At 62.2% G+C, this 18,773-nt stretch carries 18 protein-coding genes; 5 read left to right on the top strand and 13 right to left on the bottom strand.

Annotated features, from left to right (window positions below):
- Nucleotides 1-11 precede the first annotated feature (11 nt).
- The 7 genes from nuoH to ndhC all read right to left on the bottom strand — a co-directional run bounded on the left by nuoH (nucleotide 12) and on the right by ndhC (nucleotide 8,873).
- Nucleotides 12-995, bottom strand: a complete 984-nt coding sequence (gene nuoH, locus DOM27_RS03110) for an NADH-quinone oxidoreductase subunit NuoH (protein ID WP_110654574.1) — start codon at nucleotides 993-995, stop codon at nucleotides 12-14.
- Complete coding sequence (gene nuoG, locus DOM27_RS03105) at nucleotides 992-3,772, bottom strand: NADH-quinone oxidoreductase subunit NuoG (protein ID WP_110654573.1); 2,781 nt, start codon at nucleotides 3,770-3,772, stop codon at nucleotides 992-994. The genes nuoH and nuoG overlap by 4 nt, the downstream gene beginning before the upstream one ends.
- A 15-nt stretch (nucleotides 3,773-3,787) precedes the next feature.
- Entirely contained in the window at nucleotides 3,788-5,128 is a 1,341-nt protein-coding gene (nuoF, locus tag DOM27_RS03100; RefSeq protein WP_110654572.1) for an NADH-quinone oxidoreductase subunit NuoF, read from the bottom strand.
- A gap of 34 nt (nucleotides 5,129-5,162) precedes the next feature.
- Nucleotides 5,163-5,690, bottom strand: coding sequence for an NADH-quinone oxidoreductase subunit NuoE (gene nuoE / locus DOM27_RS03095; RefSeq protein WP_110654571.1), 528 nt, complete (start codon nucleotides 5,688-5,690; stop codon nucleotides 5,163-5,165).
- A 25-nt stretch (nucleotides 5,691-5,715) separates the two neighbouring features.
- A complete protein-coding gene (nuoC, locus tag DOM27_RS03090; RefSeq protein WP_110654570.1) occupies nucleotides 5,716-7,521 on the bottom strand; it encodes an NADH-quinone oxidoreductase subunit C/D in 1,806 nt (601 codons plus the stop codon).
- Nucleotides 7,522-7,605: 84 nt separating this feature from the next.
- Entirely contained in the window at nucleotides 7,606-8,283 is a 678-nt protein-coding gene (locus DOM27_RS03085) for a NuoB/complex I 20 kDa subunit family protein (RefSeq protein WP_110654569.1), read from the bottom strand.
- 116 nt (nucleotides 8,284-8,399) lie between these two features.
- Nucleotides 8,400-8,873 carry an NADH-quinone oxidoreductase subunit A gene (ndhC, locus tag DOM27_RS03080; protein ID WP_110654568.1) on the bottom strand — a complete coding sequence of 158 codons (474 nt, stop codon included), beginning with the start codon at nucleotides 8,871-8,873 and terminating at the stop codon, nucleotides 8,400-8,402.
- Between the two features lie 305 nt (nucleotides 8,874-9,178).
- Here ndhC and thiD point away from each other — a divergent pair, with 305 nt between their 5' ends.
- Both thiD and DOM27_RS03070 read left to right on the top strand, forming a co-directional pair.
- Nucleotides 9,179-10,000 carry a bifunctional hydroxymethylpyrimidine kinase/phosphomethylpyrimidine kinase gene (gene thiD, locus DOM27_RS03075; RefSeq protein ID WP_110654567.1) on the top strand — a complete coding sequence of 274 codons (822 nt, stop codon included), beginning with the start codon at nucleotides 9,179-9,181 and terminating at the stop codon, nucleotides 9,998-10,000.
- A 157-nt stretch (nucleotides 10,001-10,157) separates the two neighbouring features.
- Nucleotides 10,158-11,405 (top strand): cation:proton antiporter, encoded by a 1,248-nt coding sequence (locus tag DOM27_RS03070; RefSeq protein ID WP_110654566.1) that lies wholly within the window; start codon nucleotides 10,158-10,160, stop codon nucleotides 11,403-11,405.
- Nucleotides 11,406-11,411: 6 nt separating this feature from the next.
- Here the strand turns inward: DOM27_RS03070 and ehuA are convergent, their stop codons facing one another.
- From ehuA to ehuB, 4 genes are all read right to left on the bottom strand, one after another.
- Nucleotides 11,412-12,227, bottom strand: coding sequence for an ectoine/hydroxyectoine ABC transporter ATP-binding protein EhuA (gene ehuA, locus DOM27_RS03065; RefSeq protein WP_280952109.1), 816 nt, complete (start codon nucleotides 12,225-12,227; stop codon nucleotides 11,412-11,414).
- Entirely contained in the window at nucleotides 12,224-12,916 is a 693-nt protein-coding gene (gene ehuD, locus DOM27_RS03060; protein ID WP_110654565.1) for an ectoine/hydroxyectoine ABC transporter permease subunit EhuD, read from the bottom strand. The genes ehuA and ehuD overlap by 4 nt, the downstream gene beginning before the upstream one ends.
- A gap of 3 nt (nucleotides 12,917-12,919) precedes the next feature.
- Nucleotides 12,920-13,591, bottom strand: a complete 672-nt coding sequence (gene ehuC / locus DOM27_RS03055) for an ectoine/hydroxyectoine ABC transporter permease subunit EhuC (RefSeq protein ID WP_110654564.1) — start codon at nucleotides 13,589-13,591, stop codon at nucleotides 12,920-12,922.
- Between the two features lie 176 nt (nucleotides 13,592-13,767).
- Nucleotides 13,768-14,679 (bottom strand): ectoine/hydroxyectoine ABC transporter substrate-binding protein EhuB, encoded by a 912-nt coding sequence (ehuB, locus tag DOM27_RS03050; protein WP_110654563.1) that lies wholly within the window; start codon nucleotides 14,677-14,679, stop codon nucleotides 13,768-13,770.
- A 456-nt stretch (nucleotides 14,680-15,135) separates the two neighbouring features.
- Between ehuB and dtd the strand changes: the two genes are divergently transcribed.
- The 3 genes from dtd to DOM27_RS03035 all read left to right on the top strand — a co-directional run bounded on the left by dtd (nucleotide 15,136) and on the right by DOM27_RS03035 (nucleotide 16,412).
- Nucleotides 15,136-15,573 (top strand): D-aminoacyl-tRNA deacylase, encoded by a 438-nt coding sequence (dtd, locus tag DOM27_RS03045; RefSeq protein ID WP_110654562.1) that lies wholly within the window; start codon nucleotides 15,136-15,138, stop codon nucleotides 15,571-15,573.
- Nucleotides 15,574-15,580: 7 nt separating this feature from the next.
- A complete protein-coding gene (locus DOM27_RS18000) occupies nucleotides 15,581-15,811 on the top strand; it encodes an aldehyde dehydrogenase family protein (RefSeq protein ID WP_223162262.1) in 231 nt (76 codons plus the stop codon).
- 322 nt (nucleotides 15,812-16,133) lie between these two features.
- A complete protein-coding gene (locus tag DOM27_RS03035; protein ID WP_245392564.1) occupies nucleotides 16,134-16,412 on the top strand; it encodes an SDR family oxidoreductase in 279 nt (92 codons plus the stop codon).
- 122 nt (nucleotides 16,413-16,534) lie between these two features.
- On the opposite strand, the gene DOM27_RS03030 is transcribed toward DOM27_RS03035, so the two are convergent.
- Nucleotides 16,535-16,765: a ChaB family protein gene (locus DOM27_RS03030; protein WP_110654560.1), complete on the bottom strand. Its 231-nt coding sequence runs from the start codon at nucleotides 16,763-16,765 to the stop codon at nucleotides 16,535-16,537.
- A 65-nt stretch (nucleotides 16,766-16,830) separates the two neighbouring features.
- Entirely contained in the window at nucleotides 16,831-18,759 is a 1,929-nt protein-coding gene (locus DOM27_RS03025; RefSeq protein ID WP_110654559.1) for an ABC-F family ATP-binding cassette domain-containing protein, read from the bottom strand.
- Nucleotides 18,760-18,773 lie beyond the last annotated feature (14 nt).

Below are 18,773 nucleotides of genomic sequence, written 5' to 3'. Positions count from 1 at the left end.
CGATGATCCCCTCAGGTCGCCGGGTCGATGATCAGAATCATCGCCCCGGTGATCAATAGATTGACGAGTGTCAGCGGCAGACACACCTTCCAGCCGAAGTTCATCACCTTGTCGTAACGCGGTCTCGGCAATGCCGCCCGCAACAGCACGAACAGGACGACGAAGAACACCGTCTTGAGCAGGAACCAGACGATCGGCGGCAGCAACGGCCCATGCCAGCCGCCGAAAAACAGCGTCACCAACAGCGCCGACATCAGCACGATGCCGATGTACTCACCGACGAAGAACATGCCCCACTTCATGCCGGAATATTCGATGTGGTAGCCATCGGCCAGCTCCTGCTCGGCTTCGGGCTGGTCGAACGGATGTCGGTGCGTCACTGCGATGCCGGCGATGATGAACGTGCAGAAGCCGAAGAACTGCGGAATGATGAACCAGACGTTCTCCTGCGCATTGACGATGTCACGCATGTTGAACGAGCCCGTCATGGCGACGATGCCCATCACCGCCAGCCCCATGAAGACCTCGTAGGAAAGCGTTTGCGCAGAGGCACGCAGTGCCCCGAGCAGCGCGTACTTATTGCTGCTGGCCCAGCCGGCGAACAGCACCGCATAGACGTTGATGCCGGCCATGGCGAAGAAGAACAGAATGCCGATGTTGAGATCGGCCACGCCCCAGCTCGGCGTGATCGGAATCACCATGAACGACAGCAGCAGCGAGGCCATGGCGATCGCCGGTGCCAGCACGAAGAAGGTGCGATCGGCGAACGGCGGGATCCAGTCTTCCTTGAAAAAGATCTTGAGCATGTCCGCTGCGATCTGCAAAAGTCCGAACGGTCCGACCCGGTTGGGGCCGTAGCGATCCTGCCACAGCGCCAACAGGCGCCGTTCGACCATGCTCAACACCGCCCCGGAAACGACCACCACCAGCAGGATGACCACCGCCTGGACCATCGCGATCAGCGTTGCCTCGACCTGTGGCGTCCACCAGCTCATGTGCGATCCTCCCCGGCTGACACCTGACTCCCATCGGCTCGCGTGATGCGACCCCATCGCGTGACGCCCGGCGTCAATGCGCCGGTAACATCCTGAATCGTACCGCTCGGCAACCCGACCACACCCGCCGGCAGGCCAGCGCTAAGGCGCACCGGAAGACTGAAGCTGACCCCATCGAACGAGACCGACACGGCTTCGCCGGACGCAACGCCAAGCCGAGTGGCATCCGCCTCGCTCAACGCAACCTGCGGCGCTGCCATGCGTTCGCGAATCGGTTCGGCGCGACGCGACATCTCGTCGCCACCGAATAGTTGCGGCAGATCGATCACCTGCCATTCGCCGTCCCGCGCGGTGAAGGCCTCGGGGATCTCGCGGCAGTAGCCGGCGCCCTCGGTCGCGCTACCGGCGCCCGGGCCGGAGAACAGCCGCTTGCCCGGATCGCCGGCACGCAGATGCCCACCGACCTCGTCCTGAAACTTGTTCCACGCCTGCGGCGAGTTCCAGCCTGGCGCCCAGGCGAAAGCGACATCGCGGCGCGGCTCCTGGTAACCGGCGTATCCCTCCATCGAGAACGCAAACGGGGTGTCCAGATCGACCGGCGCGCGCGGCTCGTTGACGTCGAGATTGGCGCGCATCGCGGTGCGTCCGCTGTAACGGTGCGGTTCGCGGGCAAGCTTCAAGCCGTGAACGCGGAACATCGCTTCCGGCGTCGTCTGATGCAGCGGTGCGAATGCAGGGGCGTCCTCGGCAACGGCCTGAGTCAGGTCGTCGAGCAGAATCGTTTCCACCGGCTGGCGTTCCAGCGTCGCGTGGAGCGCGTGCAGCCAGCGCCAGCTTTCGCGGATACGGGTGTCGGGGCGCATGTAGCTGGGATCGAACACCTGATAGAAGCGTTGCGCGCGGCCTTCCAGGCTGACCAGAGTGCCGTCGCTCTCGGCGAACGTCCCTGCCGGTAATGCGACATCGGCGCGCTCCCAGGTCGGCGTTCGCTGATGGTCGACCACGACCACGGCAGCGCCATGATTCAGGGCAGCGTCGATGCGGGCAGCTGGCAGCCGGGCATAGAGATCGTTTTCGAGAATCACCACGCCGTCGGCGTCGCCTTCGAGCTGCTCCAGCGCCCAGTCGAGAGATTCCCCGCCCAGCAGGCCGAGCCCGACGCTGTTGGCCTCGCGGCGCACCAGGGTCAGACCGGCCTCCGTCTTCTGGCGCCGGGCCAGCGCGCGGGCGACGTTACCGGCGGCCTCGAGGATCGCCATCGAACCCAGCGACTCACCGGCGATGACCAGCGGCTTCTTGGCCGCCATCAGCGTATCGGCAATGTGCTCGGCCAGCTGCGCGGTAATGTCGTCGAGACCTTCGACGGCCGGCGCGGTGGAATCGAGCGCCTGTGCCACGGCAAATCCGAGGCGGGCAATATCGTCGGGCGCAGCACGCTCGGCATGGGCCGCGATACCATCGAGCTTGGTGACATCCGGCGTCGCCAGAAATAGCGGATGGCCGGCATCCTGGGCGATGGTCTTCACCGCCTCGGCGTTCCATTCGGGGATGCCACGCGCTTCGCCCAGTTCGGCGCCCTTGCTGCGGACCGCCTGGCGCACCGAAAGCGCGATCCGCGCCGCGCTCTGAAGCAGGTCTTCACCCAGCACCAGAATCGCGTCGCAATTCTCGATCTCGCGCAGGCTCGGCGTAGTCAGGCCGGCGTCGCGGTTGAGTGCTTCCATACGTCGGATTCGCGCCAGCTCGCCGGCTTCGATCCCGGTGGAGAAGTTGGCGGCACCGACCAGCTGGCGCAGCCGGTGATTGCTCTCGAGGCTGGCCCGGGGCGAGCCGATCCCGATGATTCGCTTGGCGGCGCGCAACGCGTCGGCGGCACGATCCAGTCCTTCGTCGACTTCCATCGGCGTGGTGTCGCTGACGTTGCGGCTCTCGGGACGCGTCGGGCGATCCTTGCGGTTGACGTAGCCGTAGCCGAAACGGCCGCGGTCGCAGAGGAAGTAGCCGTTGACGTCGCCGTTGTAGCGGTTCTCGATCCGGCGAATGTCACCGTAGCGTTCACCGGGGCTGATATTGCAGCCCGACGCGCACTGGTGGCAGACGCTGGGCGCGAACTGCAGATCCCATTTGCGGGTGTATTGATCGGAGTGGGTCTGGTCGGTGAAGACGCCGGTCGGGCAGACCTCGGTCAGATTGCCGGAAAATTCACTCTCCAACGTACCGTCGGTAACCCGGCCGAAATAGATGTTGTCGTGGGCACCGAAGGCGCCGAGATCTTCGCCGCCGGCATAATCCTGATAGAAGCGCGTACAGCGGTAGCAGGTAATGCAGCGGTTCATCTCGTGGGCGACGAACGGCCCCAGATCCTGATTGCGATGCGTGCGTTTGCGGAAGCGATAACGGCGACGGTCATGGCCGGTCATTACCGTCATGTCCTGCAGATGGCAGTGGCCACCCTCTTCGCAGACCGGGCAGTCGTGGGGGTGATTGACCATCAGGAACTCGATCACCGTCTGGCGGAAGACCTTGGCTTCCTCATCGGCGATAGAGATGTAGGCGTCGTCCTTGACCGGCGCCATACACGACATCACCAGCATGCCGCGGTCGTCGTCGGCATCCTTGTACTGCTTTACCGCACACTGGCGGCACGCGCCGACGCTGCCCATCGCCGGATGCCAGCAGAAATAGGGAATATCCAGACCCAGCGAGAGGCAGGCGTGGAGCAGATTGTCGCTGTCTTCGACTTCGTAGTCGTTGCCGTCGACGTGAATGGTGGCCATGGCGTCAAACTCCTCCTACACGCTGCCGACCGGGATCGGGTCCGCATGCGCCTTACCCTTGGGCCGGGTAACGCCGCGCTCGAACTCGTCACGGAAATAATGGATTGCGGATGCCAGCGGCATCGCCGCCCCCGGCGCATGCGCGCAGAAGGTCTTGCCCGGGCCAAGGTCGCGGGCCATCTGCTCGAGCAGTTCGATATCGCCGGGCTCGCCCTCACCGGCTTCCAGCGCACGCAACAGCTTGACGCTCCAAGGCAGGCCGTCGCGGCACGGCGTACACCAGCCACAGGATTCGCGAGCGAAGAACTCCTCGAGGTTACGGGTCAACGAGACCATGCTCTGGTTGTCGGCCACCACGGTCAGGAGCCCGGTGCCCATGCGGCTGCCGGTCTTGCCGATGGTGTCGAAATCGAGCGCCAGTTCGAGATGTTCGGGCAACAGAAAACCGGTGCTGCCGCCGCCGGGTAGCCAGCTCTTGAGCGTCAGGCCATCACGCATGCCACCGGCAAGCTCGAGGATCCGGTTGCCGGTGGTACCCATCGGCAATTCCCACAGCCCCGGGTTCTCGACCTTGCCGGAAACGCCATAGAGCTTGGTGCCGCCATCGCTGCTGAGATCGCCGGAAAGCGCCTGGAACCAGTCGGCACCGTTATTGACGATGCCAGGCACGTTGCATAGCGTCTCGACGTTGTTGACCACCGTCGGCAACCCCCAGGCGCCCGACTGCCCGGGGAACGGCGGCTTGGCCCGCGGATTGGCCCGCTTGCCTTCGAGCGAGTTGATCAGCGCGGTCTCTTCGCCGCAGATATAGCGCCCCGCGCCGGTGTGCAGCGCGATATCGAAATCCCAGCCGCTGTCGCGCACATTGGCACCCAGCCAGCCCTCGGCACGAGCGTCCGCGAGCGCCCGTTGGATCGAGGCGGCGGCACGATGATATTCACCGCGCAGGAAGATATAGCCCTGCTTCGAGCGGTTGGCGAAGCCGGCCAGGATCATGCCCTCGATCAGCAGGTGCGGCTGCTGCTCCATCAACAGGCGATCCTTGAACGTGCCCGGCTCCATCTCGTCGGCATTGCAGACGATATAGCCCCTGGGCTTGTCTTCCCCTTTGACGGTCAGGCTCCATTTGAAGCCGGCAGAGAAACCGGCGCCGCCGCGGCCGCGCAAATTGGCGGTCTTGACCTCTTCGGTCAGCGTCTCGTAGGTGTACTGCTCGAGCGCCTTGGTGACCGCTTCATAGCCCTGGGTGCGACGATATTCGTCCAGCAGCACCGGCGACTGATCATCATGCAGGCGCCAGGTCAGCGGATGGGTCTCGGCGCGGCGCTCGCTGGCGGGTTGCAGGATACGGCTCATGCATGACCCTCCAGTAACTTCATGACCAAGAACTTCATGAATAGCCCTCCAGCAGTCGGGGAATCTCGTCCGGAACGACCGGGCCGTGCAGATCCTCGCCGATCAGAATCGTCGGGCCGCGGTCGCAGGCCCCGAGGCAGCACACCGGCAGCAGCGTGAAACGCCCGTCCGCCGTGGTCTGGCCCATGCCGATACCCAGGTGCGCGATGAAAGCGTCGCGCAGCTCCTCGTAGTCGGTCAGGAAACACGAACTGCTGTCGCAGATCAGGATGACGTGACGACCGACCGGCTGGCGGAAGATCAGACTGTAGAACGTTGCCACGCCTTCGACGTCGGCGACGCCGATGCCCAGCGTCTCGGCAATCGCCGGGATGGCACCGTCCGGCACGTGGCCGTGGCGCTTCTGCACGATCTTCAGCGCCTCGATGCTCGCCGCCTGCGGATAAGGATAGTGCGCACGCTCCTCGAGGATCGCCTCGCGATCGGCGGGGTCGAGCGTGAAGCCGTCGCTGGCGATGGTGCTAGTCATCGTGGTGGTGCCAGCCGTCGTAGTGCTAGTCATGTCGGTCGTCCCATCTCAGCCATCCTCATCGGTCCACATCGGCCATGACGAAGTCGATACTGCCCAAATGCGCGATCAGATCCGGCACGAAGCCGCCGCGCATCACGGCGGGGATCTGCTGCAGGTGCGGAAAGCTGGGCGTGCGAATACGCGTGCGGTAGCTCATGGTGCTGCCGTCGCTGGTCAGGTAGTAACTGTTGATGCCCTTGGTCGCCTCGATCATCTGCATCGACTCGGCGGCCGGCAATACCGGCCCCCAGGAGACCTGCAGGAAGTGGGTGATCAGGGTCTCGATGTGCTGCAGCATCTTTTCCCGCGGCGGCGGCGTGGTCAGCGGATGATCCGCCTTGTAGTCGCCAGCCGGCATGTGGTCGATGCACTGCTGCAGGATACGCACGCTCTGGCGCATCTCTTCGATGCGCAGCATGCCGCGATCGAAGGCATCGCCATTGACCGCCGTGGGGATTTCGAAATCGAAATTTTCGTAGCCGGAATAGGGCCGCTTCTTGCGCAGATCGAAATCGAGTCCGGTGGCACGCAGGTTGGGCCCGGTAACGCCCCAGTCGATGGCCTGCTGGGTATCGAAGGCCGCGACGAACTTGGTGCGATCGCGAACGATGGCGTTGTCCATCATCGCCCTCTCGTACTCGGCGAGGCGCTTGGGCATCCAGTTGACGAAGCCCTGGACCAGCTTATCCCAGCCGTTGGGCAGATCATGAGCGGTACCGCCGATGCGATACCACGCCGGATGCATGCGGAAACCGGTGATCGCCTCGATCACCTCGTAGGCTTTCTGGCGATCGGTGAAGGTGAAGAACACCGGCGTCATCGCGCCAAGATCCTGCAGATAGGTACCCAGAAACAGTAGGTGGCTGTTGATGCGGAACATTTCCGCCATCATCACCCGAATCGTCTTGGCACGGTCGGTCACGGTGATGCCGGCCAGCTTCTCCACCGCCAGGACGTAGGGCAAATTGTTCATCACCCCGCCGGTGTAATCGATACGATCCGTGTACGGGATGAAGCTATGCCAAGACTGGCGCTCGGCCATCTTCTCGGCGCCGCGATGGTGATAGCCGATATCCGGCACGCAGTCGACCACCTCTTCACCGTCGAGCTGGAGCACGAGTCGGAAAGCCCCGTGAGCCGAGGGATGGTTGGGGCCGAGGTTGAGAAACATGAATTCGGTCTCTTCGCCCTCGCGCTTCATGCCCCACGCCTCGGGATCGAAACGCAGCGCTTCCTGTTCGACCTCCTGCCCTTTCACGGTCAGCGTGTAGGGATCGAACTCGGTGGCGCGGGCGGAGTAATCCTTGCGCAACGGATGGCCGGTCCAGGTCGGCGGCATCATGATCCGGGTCAGGTGCGGATGACCGGCAAAGTCGATCCCGAACAGGTCGAACACTTCACGCTCGTACCAGTTGGCATTGACGAAGATATCGCTGATCGACGGCAGCGTAAGGTCACGTTCGTGCAATGCGACCTTGATCATCAGATCGGCGTTCCGCTCCACCGAGAGCAACTGGTAGAAGACGGTGAAGTCGGAGGGCGGCAACCCGCGACGGTGGGTGCGCAGACGCTCGTCGACCGCACTGAGGTCGTAGAGCATCGAGAACGGTGCCGAGAGCTTGCGTAGATAAATGAGGATGTCGCGCAACTGCTCGCGGGCAACCCAGATCACCGGCATGGCGGTCATCGTGTCCTGCGGGGTGAAAGCGGCATCCCCGAAATGTCGCGCCAATTCCGCCACGACGTCGGCATGGCCGGCGGCGCTGGAAGCGCCGCCGGAAGTTATGGTGTTCTCGTTTCGAGAATCATCGGCTGCAGTCATGGCTGGCGGCCCCCGGTGCAAAAATCAATGGTCGATAACGACCACAAGAATCAATGGCAAGTGCGATCGAGGCGAGCGATCGGACTAGATACCATCCGGGGTGCGCAGCTCCTTGACCGCAATCCGACGATCGCGGTGCTTCTCGCGCTGAGACGGCATCTCGGCACGGTAGACGCCCTGGTCACCGACCACCCAGGAGAGCGGGCGCCGCTCTTCCTGAATCGACTCCTGCAGCAATTGAAGACCTTGCAGAAACGCTTCGGGGCGCGGCGGGCAGCCGGGCACGTAAACGTCTACCGGCAGGAACTTGTCGACGCCCTGAACCACCGAGTAGATATCGTACATGCCGCCGGAGTTGGCGCACGAGCCCATCGAGATCACCCACTTGGGCTCGAGCATCTGGTCGTAGAGCTGCTGAATGACGGGCGCCATCTTGACGAAGCAGGTACCTGCGATGACCATGAAATCGGCCTGACGCGGAGAGGCGCGAATGACCTCCGCGCCGAAGCGCGCGACATCGTGGGGGGCGGTGAACGCGGTGGTCATCTCCACATAGCAGCAGGAAAGGCCAAAGTTGTACGGCCATAAGGAGTTCTTGCGCCCCCAGTTCACCGCAGAGTGAAGAACGTCCTCGAGCTTGCCCATGTAAACGTTGCGATGAACCTGCTGTTTCATCGGGTCATCGACAAGCTCGCGTTGGCCGAGAGGGTAGCGATCAGCCGCGGAATCGTCTCCCTCCGCACGGGTCAGGGTGTACTGCATAGTGAGCCTCAACAAACCAGATAGGAAAACGGTCGCGGAAGCACTGGTCAGTCACGGGCGCCAGACTCCCATCATTATCTTTATCGCGATCGCCGGGGCGATCATTGATGCCCGGCTCAACGCGTTTTCTCTTCTCGGCGAACAGGGCGATCAACGCCAGGCACGGCGGCCAGTTCTCGCGCTCTCGGCGCGTTTTCGTGCCCGCGCTTGCGCGGCGCCCAGTCGAGGGCGCCAACGCGAGCGTCGTAGATCAGGCCGGCCAACAGAATGAAGATGAAGACTGCCGCTGCCACGAATCCCGTCCAGCCCACCTCGCGTACGGAGACGGCCCAGCCGAACAGGTAAACGGCCTCTATATCGAATATCACGAAAAGCATGGCAACGAGATAGAACTTGACCGAAAAGCGTTGTCGCGCGGACCCGGCGCCAACGATGCCGGATTCGAAAGGGAGAGACTTGCTGCGTCCGTGGCTGCGTCCGCCCAGCAGGCTGGCAGCCCCGATCATCAGTCCGCAGAGCGCCACGATAGCCACCACGAACAACCCGGTAGCCCAGTAGCTGGCAATCCATGCAGAGGCCTGATCGGACATGCGTTCCCTCGCGGAAGTAACGGAACCTCGACGTATGACGACGCGGATCGAAACTGACAGGTTCGTAAGTTTACGATTCTACACGACGACGACGTAGTAACAAGCCTGCTAATCGTCCTATGGCGGCCCTGCGACCAATCTGGTGAGCGCCATTCACGCCGGCAGCGGCCGGCTTCGTCATTTACGTAAACTTCTGATTGTTCTCGGGGCGTCAATTTATCGGCCGCGGGACGACGCCGCCATTAGGCAAACGTAGCTCTTTACACTAGGCTAGCCATTCTGACACCCCTTGCAATGTTCAGCACATGCTTTCTCACCCGATTCCCAATGTCTTGACGATCGCCGGCTCGGATCCTTCCGGCGGCGCGGGCCTGCAGGCCGATATCAAGACATTCTCCGCCCATGGCACCTACGCCACCAGCGTGATTACCGCCGTGATTGCCCAGAACACCTGCGGCGTCCGAGCGGTGGAGCCGGTGTCGGCCAGGATGATCCGGGCCCAGCTCGACAACCTGCTCGACGATGTCGCCGTCGATGCGGTCAAAATCGGCATGGTCAGCAGCCGCGAGGTGGCGGAGACGATTGCCGAGGCGCTGGGCAGGCGTCGCCCACGCTGGATCGTGCTTGATCCGGTGATGGTCGCCAAGAGCGGTGACCGGCTGGTGGACGATGCCGGCCTGCGGGCGGTCAGAGAGGTATTGGTCCCGCTTGCCGACGTCATCACGCCCAATCTGCCGGAGGCCGCAGCACTGCTCGACGCCGATGTCCCGCGGACGCCGCAGGAGATGGAGACGATGACTGCGGGGCTGGTCGCACTGGGTTCGCGCTACGGCCTGTTGAAAGGAGGCCATCTACCACTGGGCCATTGCCCCGACTTGCTGTGGATGCCGGGAGGTCAACGCTGGCTGAACGCGCCGCGCCTGACGACCCGCAATCTTCACGGAGCCGGCTGTGCGCTCTCGTCGGCGATTGCCGCTCGGCTTGCCCATCTATCGCCCGGTGATGACGGTGTCGAGGATGCCATCGGCGCAGCCAAACGATGGCTACATCAGGCACTGGAGGCCAGCGAGCGGCTGAACGTCGGTCAGGGCAAGGGGCCGCCACACCATTTCCACGCCTGGTGGTAATGCACGTCAGGGGCACGCGCGCCCAACTCTTCGGGCAGATCGCCGAATACCCTCTACGCTATCTCTGCCAGGACGAATAGCGGCTACTCGTCATCGAGTTCGACAAAGGCTTCGGGGAGGGAACCCCAGCCCGTCACTTAGGGAGATCGTTGCCTGAATGGACCCCCACATCATATTTCTTGGCGGCTTTGGCATCCTGATGTTGCTGGTGGCATGGGTACCCGTGCTGATCAAGCGACTGCCTCTGTCGCTGCCGATCATCTGCATCGCCATCGGTGCGCTCTTTTTTGCCTTGATCAATGAGAAAGGCCTGCAGCCTCGCAACTATCCTCAGACCACCGAGATCCTCACCGAGCTCACTGTCATCATTTCATTGGCAGGGGCAGGGCTACGTATCGACGATCCTCTCAAGTGGCGCTTCTGGGCCGACACCAGCCGCCTGCTCAGCATTACCATGCCGCTGACCATCGCCGCCACCGCGACGCTCTGCGCCATGGCATTAGGGTTTCCCTGGGCGACGGCGGTCCTGCTTGGCGCGGTGATCGCCCCGACGGATCCGGTTCTGGCCGCCGACGTTCAGGTCGGGCCGCCGCGCTCAGGCACCAGCGACGGCGTACGCCGCAGCCTGACCTCGGAAGCCGGACTCAACGACGGTCTCGCCTTTCCGTTCACCTATCTTGCTCTCGCCATTGCCACTCACGGCCTCACGCTTGGCGACTGGACCTGGCACTGGTTCACGGTCGACGTGTTGTGGCGCATCCTCGCGGGGGCCGGCGCTGGCTGGCTACTCGGCTGGCTACTGGCCATGTTCATGTTCCACTCGGGACGCTTGTCGCTGGCCAGCACCGGGCAAGGGTTCGTCGCCCTCGGCGGCACCTTCGTGACCTACGCCGGTGCCGAGGCAATTCACGGCTACGGTTTCATCGCCGTTTTTGTCGGTGCGCTTGCCCTGCGCAGCACCCAGGAGGAGGTTCACGACTATCACATCCGTCTGCACGACTTCACCGAGGAGATCGAGCGGCTGCTGATGATGATGCTGCTGGTGATGTTCGGCGGCGCGCTCGTCGGCCCCGTGCTCGACGGGCTGAGCTGGACCATGGCCGGCGTCGGCCTGGCGATTCTGTTCATCGTCCGCCCGCTCGCCGGCATGATCGGCCTCATGGGTTCGCACATGACCACGCGCGAGAGAGCGGTGGTCAGCCTGTTCGGCATCCGCGGCGTGGGGTCTTTCTACTATCTCGCTTATGCCACCAATCAGCAGACGTTTGGAGAGATCGACAGTGCCTGGACCCTGGTCAGTTTCATCGTGCTCGTGTCGATACTCTTTCACGGCATGACTTCGGGGCTGTCGATGGACTGGCTGGACCGGCGCCGCGAACTCGCCAAGCGGCGGTCGTCACGCTGAAGTCCCTTAGTCGTCGGGATCGAGTACAGCCTTGAGGAAAGCCTTGGTGCGCTCCTCTTTCGGCGCGGTAAAAATATCTTCCGGCTTGCCCTGCTCCTTGATCCGTCCCTGATCGAAGAAGCAGATACGGTCGGAGACCTGACGCGCGAAATGCATTTCGTGGGTCACCAGCAGCATGGTCAGGTCGTGCTCGTCGGCCAGGGAGCGGATGACGTTCAGCACTTCACCGACCAGTTCCGGATCCAGCGCCGAGGTCGGTTCGTCGAACAGCATGACCTTGGGCCGCATCGCCAGCGCGCGGGCAATCCCCACGCGCTGCTGCTGCCCGCCGGACAGCTGGTGCGGATATTTGCTGGCTTGATCGGCAAGACCCACCATTTCCAGCAGTTCCATGCCGCGCTTCTTCGCTTCCGCCTTGTTGATGCCAAGCACCTGTACGGGCGCTTCGGTCAGATTGCGCAGCACCGTCATGTGCGGGAACAGATTGAACTGCTGAAAGACCATGCCCATATGGCTGCGCATCTCGCGCAGATGCGGCTCGCCGGCGGGAATCAACTCGTCGCCGCGCCATTGATGCCACAGCGGCTGGCCACCGACATAGACGACGCCATCGTTGATGGGCTCGAGCGTCATAAGGATACGCAGCACGGTCGATTTGCCAGAACCGGATGGCCCTATGATGGTGACCTTTTCACCGCGCTGAACCTCGAAATCGAGTTCATCGAGTACCACGTGGTCGCCGAAGCGCTTGACGACCTTGTCGAATTTGATAATAGGGTCGCTCATTTCCCCGGCGTCGCGAATTTCCGTGGCATCGTTCATTTGAGAGACAGGCCTCGTTTGGGCAGATGGGTATCCAGGTAGCGCACACCCAGAGAAGCGATGATCGTCAGGATCAGATAGATTCCGCCAACCATCGTCAGCGGAATCAAATAGCCGCCGGTGCGGTCGCCGATGATCCGAGCCACGCCGAGCATTTCCAGCACGGTAACCACGCCGAGCACCGGCACATCCTTCATGATCGACACCAGGTAATTACCCAGCGCCGGAATGATGCGCGGAATCGCCTGCGGCAAAATGATGTGAGTGAAGGTTCTGGCCGGGGCCAGATTCAGTGCCCGCGCCGCTTCCCTTTGACCGCTGGCCACCGCTTCGAGGCCGCCACGATAGACTTCCGAGGTGTAGGCGCTGTACTGCACGCCCAATGCCAGCGCGCCGGTCAGAAATGCCGGCAGCGTCAGCCCGAACTCGGGCAGGACGTAGAACAAGAAGAACAGCTGGATCAATAGCGGCGTGTCGCGGATGAACTCCGTCAACAGCTTGGCTGGCCAGCGGATGAAGCGTGTCGGCGCGCTTTTCAGCGCCGCCAGCACCAACCCCAACGCGAGCGCAATGAAGAAGCCGACGACAGTGGCCTCCAGTGTTATCACCAGGCCATGCAGCAGAATCGGAAAGATCGAAACCGCGAAAGCCCACTGGCTGCTGGTATCCCATTCGATGCCGAAAAACATGCGTTATCTCCCCGCCGCGCGCCAGCGGCCAACGTAGCGTTCCAGCAGTTTCATGCACGCGGTGACTACCAGCGCCATGCCGAAATACATGAACAGCACCAGGGTGTAGACGGTCACGCTATCCTGGGTGAAGTTGCGAATCTGCTCGGCACGAAAGGCCATGTCGCCCAGCGAAATGAGCGACACCAGCGCCGTGTCCTTGAGATTCTGCACCGCGAGATTGCCGAAGGTCGGCATCATTTCGGGAATTGCCTGGGGTAGCGTGATCCGCCACAGCCGCTTGCGCCCGGTAAAATTGAGCGCAGTCGCCGCTTCGTACTGCTCCCTGGGCACCGCCTGCACCGCGCCACGCACGACCTCGGCCCCGTAGGCGCCGATATTCAATGCCAGTGCCGCAACCCCGGCGGCGACCGGCGGGAAGCGCAGATCGAGCCCGATCGCCTGACCCAGGATCGGCAACGCGAAATAAATCCAGAACAGCTGAACCAGCAGCGACGTGCCGCGAAAGATCTCGATGTAGGCAACGCTGAAACCCTTGACGAGAGGGTTATGGGAGAGCTTGCCGAGACCGAATAGAAAGGCAAAAAGGCCGCCCAGAATCGTCGAATAGACCGTGAGCTGCACGGTCACCCACGCGCCCTGGGACAAGGGGGCGAGATAGCTCGTCCATTCCATCGGGAAGACTCCGCAGTGACGGGTTCGGACACGACCTGACGAACGGTCCCGGCAATGCCGGCACCGCTCGATGACATCGCGGATTGCCGCTCGTGGCGATGGCCAGGGCTTCCGCTATGGCCATCGTGCGGGCATCCGCGATCAGGTCGAGCTCACAGACTTGGCTGTGAATACGCTCAGGAGTCCGCGGTGCAGAGTTCCTTGGTGGTGTGGTGGCTGGAGCCGTCGACATCGGCCTGGCTGAAGCCGTAGCCCATCAGCGTCTCGCTCCAGTCATCGGTCTGCTTGTACTTCTCCAATGCCTGGTTGACGGCATCACGCAGCTCGGTGTTGTCGCTGTTGAACGCGAAGGCGCCCCAGCTTCGCACCTCTTCACCATCGATGACCGGATCCTTGAACTCGCCGGCAGACTCGACGTCGTCGCTCTTCCCGGCCAGTTCGCTGACCGTGAGGCTGGTCGCGGCGTAGGCATCGGCGCGGCCGGTGGCAACCGTGGAAATCGCGTCGGCATTGCTGGAGATCGTCACCATGTTCTCTTGCGGCACCCCGAGCGCCTGCAGCATATCGAGCTGGTCGGCACCGGCCATGATCGCAATCTTGCCATCGCCATCGACGAAGTCGCTAAAGGCGTGCAGATCCTTGGGGTTGCTTTCCTTGACCAGCAGACCCTCACCGTAGGAAGAGTTGGGCTCCGAGTAGATCACTTGCTGGCAGCGATCCGGCAGCACGGCCATCTCGGCCGCGGCGATATCGAAACGGTTCGCCTGCAGGCCGGGAATCAGCGAGCTGAAGTTGGTGGTGACCCATTCGATGTCGTCGACACCCATCTCATTCATGATATGACGAATGACATCGGGACCTGCGCCTTTGGCTTCACCGCTCATGTCCATGTAGCCGTAAGGAATCTCGTTGGCGACGGCGATCTTGACCGAGCCTGAATCCTTGATCTCCTGGAGAGAAGCTGCCTGGGCGACGCCGACTGCCAGGCAGGAAAGTACAGAACCGGCGATCAGTGTGGTAACGCTTTTACCGAGCGTGGCGACGCTCTTGCTCTGAGTCGTGACGTCTTTATTGATGTTATGTCGCATCGTTCAAAATCTCCGTCTGCAAGGTTCGGACCCGCTTCGGCAGGTCACGATTGAATCGAGTTGTCGGTGGCGTTGTGCGATCTCTTGTCGTTACGGCCGTTAGGCGTGGCCTCGCCGATATTGTCATGATTCACTTGACCAAAAGCATGACAATTCATGGTGGCTTGGTCTCTTCGGATAGTAGCACCTCCCCAGCGCCGGGCGTCAAAGGCTTTATTGACTCATGACAATTGCCGTTAACTTCCCTGCTCAACCTGCTGACTCGACGTCTTTTTCGCTAGAGGAAGTCGAGCATGTCGATGAGACCGGAGGCGTTAGTAACATAAACATACGTTCTAAACGCGACGCTTTTCAATAATGCTTTGCTCGCTATTGATCTCGATCATTCCGTGCTCGACTCAGCGTGTTAATCTCCCGCTCACCGATCCCCCCTGCTTCGAGAGAGGCGACAGCGTTATGCGAGCCTTGATTCAACGAGTCAGTCAGGCATCGGTCAGCGTCGACGGCGAGATCCTGGGTCACATCGACCAGGGCCTGCTGGCACTCATCGGCGTCACCGCTGACGACGACTCGACGCGTGCCGATCGTCTGCTGCACAAGCTGCTGAACTACCGCGTGTTTGCCGACGATGAAGATCGCATGAACCGCAACCTACAACAGATCGGTGGCGGCCTGCTGCTGGTCTCCCAGTTCACGTTGGTGGCCGCAACCGACAAGGGTCTGCGGCCGAGTTTCTCGAGCGCCGCGCCACCCGAGCACGGACGCGCCATGTTCGATCATCTAGTCATGCAGGCGAGCCAAGCATGGCCCAATACGGCTACCGGGCGCTTCGGCGCGGACATGCAGGTTGCGCTGATCAACGACGGTCCGGTGACCTTTCTGCTGGAAACCTGAGAGAAGATTGACGGTCGAGCCTCGAAAATCAGGTTTCAGTTTTTGCCAAGAAGAGCGCGCTGTCCGTCAGGCTCGCTATCATTTCGATACCGGCATGGTCTGCGTTAACGGCTATTACATTGCCCAGCCCAATCTGCCCTTTGGTGGCGCGAAGGAAAGCGGCTACGGTCGTGAAAACGGCGGCTATGGCATGCTCGAATTCGTCAACATCAAGTCGCTAATGATCGGGCAGCAATAAGTCTGTGACCCAGGCGACACACCATCACTTGCAGTAAAAGGCCGAATGGCCCGTGAGCGATATGGCAACAACAAATGCCCCGGGGAGCGATGACTCCCCGGGGCATTGGTTGCACCACTGTGGTCTGCAGGGTGTCGTCAATCGATGTTTAACGCAGTCCCAGGAAGGACAGAATTACAAGCACCACGACCACCAGACCGATGAGATAAATGATATTGCGCATATCTTACCCCTTGCTTCGTTATGAATGCGGCCGAACCCGAATCGAGGCCGACCGTTAACGCGCTCCTGCGTTGGCATCAGATTAACTCAGGGCGTGGCAGTGAGCCAGGCCCTGGCCATCAGCCTGGGACCGGACATCCGCGTCAATGCGATCTGCCCCGGTTGGATCGAAACCGGCCCCTGGCAAAAGGCCGGCCAACGTCGCGATCCGGTACATCGCGATATCGACCGCGACCAGCATCCGGGCGGGCGGGTCGGCGAACCGGCCGACGTCGCCGCCACGGTGGCATTCCTGGCCAGCGACAAGGCGGGTTTCATTACCGGCCAGCACATCAGCGTCGACGGAGGGATGACCAGGAAAATGATCTACGCCGAGTGAGTTGGACTACAAGCTATTGCGCTCATCCAGGCGGCGTTGGAAATTCGCTCATTACGCTTGTCGAGCCACTCACTGCATGAAAAAACTCATCAAGAAAAGCACTTCCCTTCATAGCGCGTAGCTCAAGACTTGGGATGCCAGTTGCCGTCGTCGCCTTTCGTGTACTTCGCCTCGACCGCCTTCCAGGCCACGGCGTGAGCGGTCTCTTCGCGTGAGCTGTCACCACGTCGATCACCGGGCTTGTCGTACTCGTCCCAGGCGCTGTTGAAGGCTTCTTTATAGATCGTACGTGCGTGGGGCGGCAAAACCTTGCGCGCGCTATCGGGAATGTCGTCACGGGAATCGTAAGGCATGAGGCCTATCCTCGAGTCGGAATTTCGTCATCAGTGTAGACGCTCGACGCGACGCTGAAGACAACTCAGGATTCGGCCTGCAGCAGCTCCGCCTCCAGCGTTTCCAGGGCCTCCTCCGCCGCCATCCACTCGTGCTCGAGTCGTTCCACTTCGGCCTGACGCTCGCCCTGTTCGCGTACCAGCCGGGCAAGTTCGTCCTTGCGTCCGGCGTCGTAGATGTCCGGATCCGCCAGCTGGGTTTCGAGCTCGGAAAGCGCGCTCTGGGCCTTATCGAGCTTTTTTTCCGCCGTATCGCGCTGTTTGCGCAGCGGCTTCATCTGCTCGCGTCGCTCCGCCGCCGCACGTCGTGCCGCCTTGCGGTCGCCGCCATCCGACGGTCGTTTCTCCTGGGCCATCTCTTGCTTCAGGTCTCGCCTCAGCTCCAGCTCACGGGACTTGAGCCATTGATGGTAGTCATCGAGATCGCCATCGAAGGGCTCGACCCGGCCTTCGGCGACACGCCAGAACGTATCCACACTGGCCCGCAACAGGTGGCGGTCGTGAGAGACGATGATCACCGCCCCTTCGTACTCCGCCAGCGCTTCGGCCAGTGCCTCGCGCATGTCCAGATCGAGGTGGTTGGTCGGTTCATCCAGCAGCAGCAGATTGGGCTTTTCCCACGCGACCAGCGACAGCGCCAGGCGCGCCTTTTCGCCACCGGAGAAGCGCGACACATCGCCGAACACATCATCGCCACGGAAACCGAACCCGCCGAGGAAATTGCGAATCGACAGATCGCTGGCTGTGGGCGAGAGTCGCTGAACATGCATGAACGGCGTGGCGCCGATATCCAGGTGCTCCAACTGATGCTGGGCGTAGTAGCCGACCACCAGGTTGTCGCCGGGCACGCGCGTACCGGCGAGTGGCGACAGATCGCCGATCAGGGTCTTGATCAACGTCGATTTACCCGCCCCGTTGGGGCCCAGCAGGCCGATGCGCTCGCCCGGCACGATCGACACTTTCACCCCTTCGAGGATCATGCGATCGGGGTATCCCAGCGCGGCCTGGTCCAGCGACAGCAACGGCGTGGAAGTCTTGTCGGCACACGGCAGTTGAAAGCGAAACGGCGAATCGACGCGGGCCGCGGCGATATTCTCCATACGCTCGAGCATCTTCAGCCGGCTCTGGGCCTGGCGCGCCTTGGTCGCCTGGGCGCGGAAGCGCGCGACGAAGCCCTCGATCTCGGCGCGTCGAGCCTGCTGCTTTTCGAACGCCGCCTGCTGCTGGGTCTGACGCTCGGCGCGCGCGCGCTCGAAGGCGCTGTAATGGCCACGATAGAGCATCAACTGGGCTTGATCGATGTGCAGGATGTGATCGCAGACTGCATCGAGGAAATCACGGTCGTGTGAGATCAACATCAGCGTACCGGGGTAGCGCGTCAGCCACTGCTCGAGCCACAGCAGGGCATCCAGATCCAGGTGGTTGGTCGGCTCATCGAGCAGCATGATCTCTGACGGCGTGAAGAGTGTCCGCGCCAGACCGACACGCATGCGCCAACCGCCCGAGAAATCCGCCAGCGGACGGTAGAGGTCATCCTGCCCGAAACCCAACCCTGCCAACAGCTGCTCGGCGCGGGAACGCGCGCTATAACCATCGAGCGCCTCGATCTCACCGTGCAGAACGGCCTCGCGCTGCATCTCGCCGTTGGTCTGGGCTTCGGCAAGCGCCGTCTGTGTTTCGCGCAAGCTGACATCACCGTCGAGCACATACTCCACCAGCGGACGGTCGATGGCCGACACTTCCTGCGCCATGTGGGCGATGCGCTTGCCTCCGGCAATCTCCACGCTACCCGCATCGGCACCGAGCTCGCCCCGGATCAGGGCGAACAGGCTCGACTTGCCAGCGCCGTTGGCGCCGACGATGCCGACCTTCTGGCCCTCGTGCAGCACCAGATCGGCACCCGCGAACAGTTGGCGGGTACCGCGTTGCAGGGCGAGTTGGCGGAATGCGATCATGCCGGGCTCCAGGG

It is taken from the genome of Salinicola halimionae (assembly GCF_003206065.1).
Classification (GTDB): Bacteria; Pseudomonadota; Gammaproteobacteria; order Pseudomonadales; family Halomonadaceae; genus Salinicola; species Salinicola halimionae.
The sequence above is the reverse complement of the archived record's forward strand: the minus strand, read 5'-3'. Positions and strand labels throughout refer to the sequence as shown.

Excerpts from the sequence above, each read along its gene's own strand:
- DOM27_RS03070 (WP_110654566.1), top strand. The coding sequence starts at position 10,158 with ATGGACCCCCACATCATATTTCTTGGCGGCTTTGGCATCCTGATGTTG.
- dtd (WP_110654562.1), top strand. The coding sequence starts at position 15,136 with ATGCGAGCCTTGATTCAACGAGTCAGTCAGGCATCGGTCAGCGTCGAC.
- DOM27_RS03030 (WP_110654560.1), bottom strand. The coding sequence starts at position 16,765 with ATGCCTTACGATTCCCGTGACGACATTCCCGATAGCGCGCGCAAGGTT.
- ehuB (WP_110654563.1), bottom strand. The coding sequence starts at position 14,679 with ATGCGACATAACATCAATAAAGACGTCACGACTCAGAGCAAGAGCGTC.
- ndhC (WP_110654568.1), bottom strand. The coding sequence starts at position 8,873 with ATGTCCGATCAGGCCTCTGCATGGATTGCCAGCTACTGGGCTACCGGG.
- nuoF (WP_110654572.1), bottom strand. The coding sequence starts at position 5,128 with ATGAGCCGTATCCTGCAACCCGCCAGCGAGCGCCGCGCCGAGACCCAT.
- DOM27_RS03025 (WP_110654559.1), bottom strand. The coding sequence starts at position 18,759 with ATGATCGCATTCCGCCAACTCGCCCTGCAACGCGGTACCCGCCAACTG.
- ehuD (WP_110654565.1), bottom strand. The coding sequence starts at position 12,916 with ATGTTTTTCGGCATCGAATGGGATACCAGCAGCCAGTGGGCTTTCGCG.
- nuoG (WP_110654573.1), bottom strand. The coding sequence starts at position 3,772 with ATGGCCACCATTCACGTCGACGGCAACGACTACGAAGTCGAAGACAGC.
- nuoH (WP_110654574.1), bottom strand. The coding sequence starts at position 995 with ATGAGCTGGTGGACGCCACAGGTCGAGGCAACGCTGATCGCGATGGTC.
- DOM27_RS03085 (WP_110654569.1), bottom strand. The coding sequence starts at position 8,283 with ATGCAGTACACCCTGACCCGTGCGGAGGGAGACGATTCCGCGGCTGAT.
- ehuA (WP_280952109.1), bottom strand. The coding sequence starts at position 12,227 with ATGAACGATGCCACGGAAATTCGCGACGCCGGGGAAATGAGCGACCCT.
- ehuC (WP_110654564.1), bottom strand. The coding sequence starts at position 13,591 with ATGGAATGGACGAGCTATCTCGCCCCCTTGTCCCAGGGCGCGTGGGTG.
- nuoE (WP_110654571.1), bottom strand. The coding sequence starts at position 5,690 with ATGACTAGCACTACGACGGCTGGCACCACCACGATGACTAGCACCATC.
- nuoC (WP_110654570.1), bottom strand. The coding sequence starts at position 7,521 with ATGACTGCAGCCGATGATTCTCGAAACGAGAACACCATAACTTCCGGC.
- thiD (WP_110654567.1), top strand. The coding sequence starts at position 9,179 with ATGCTTTCTCACCCGATTCCCAATGTCTTGACGATCGCCGGCTCGGAT.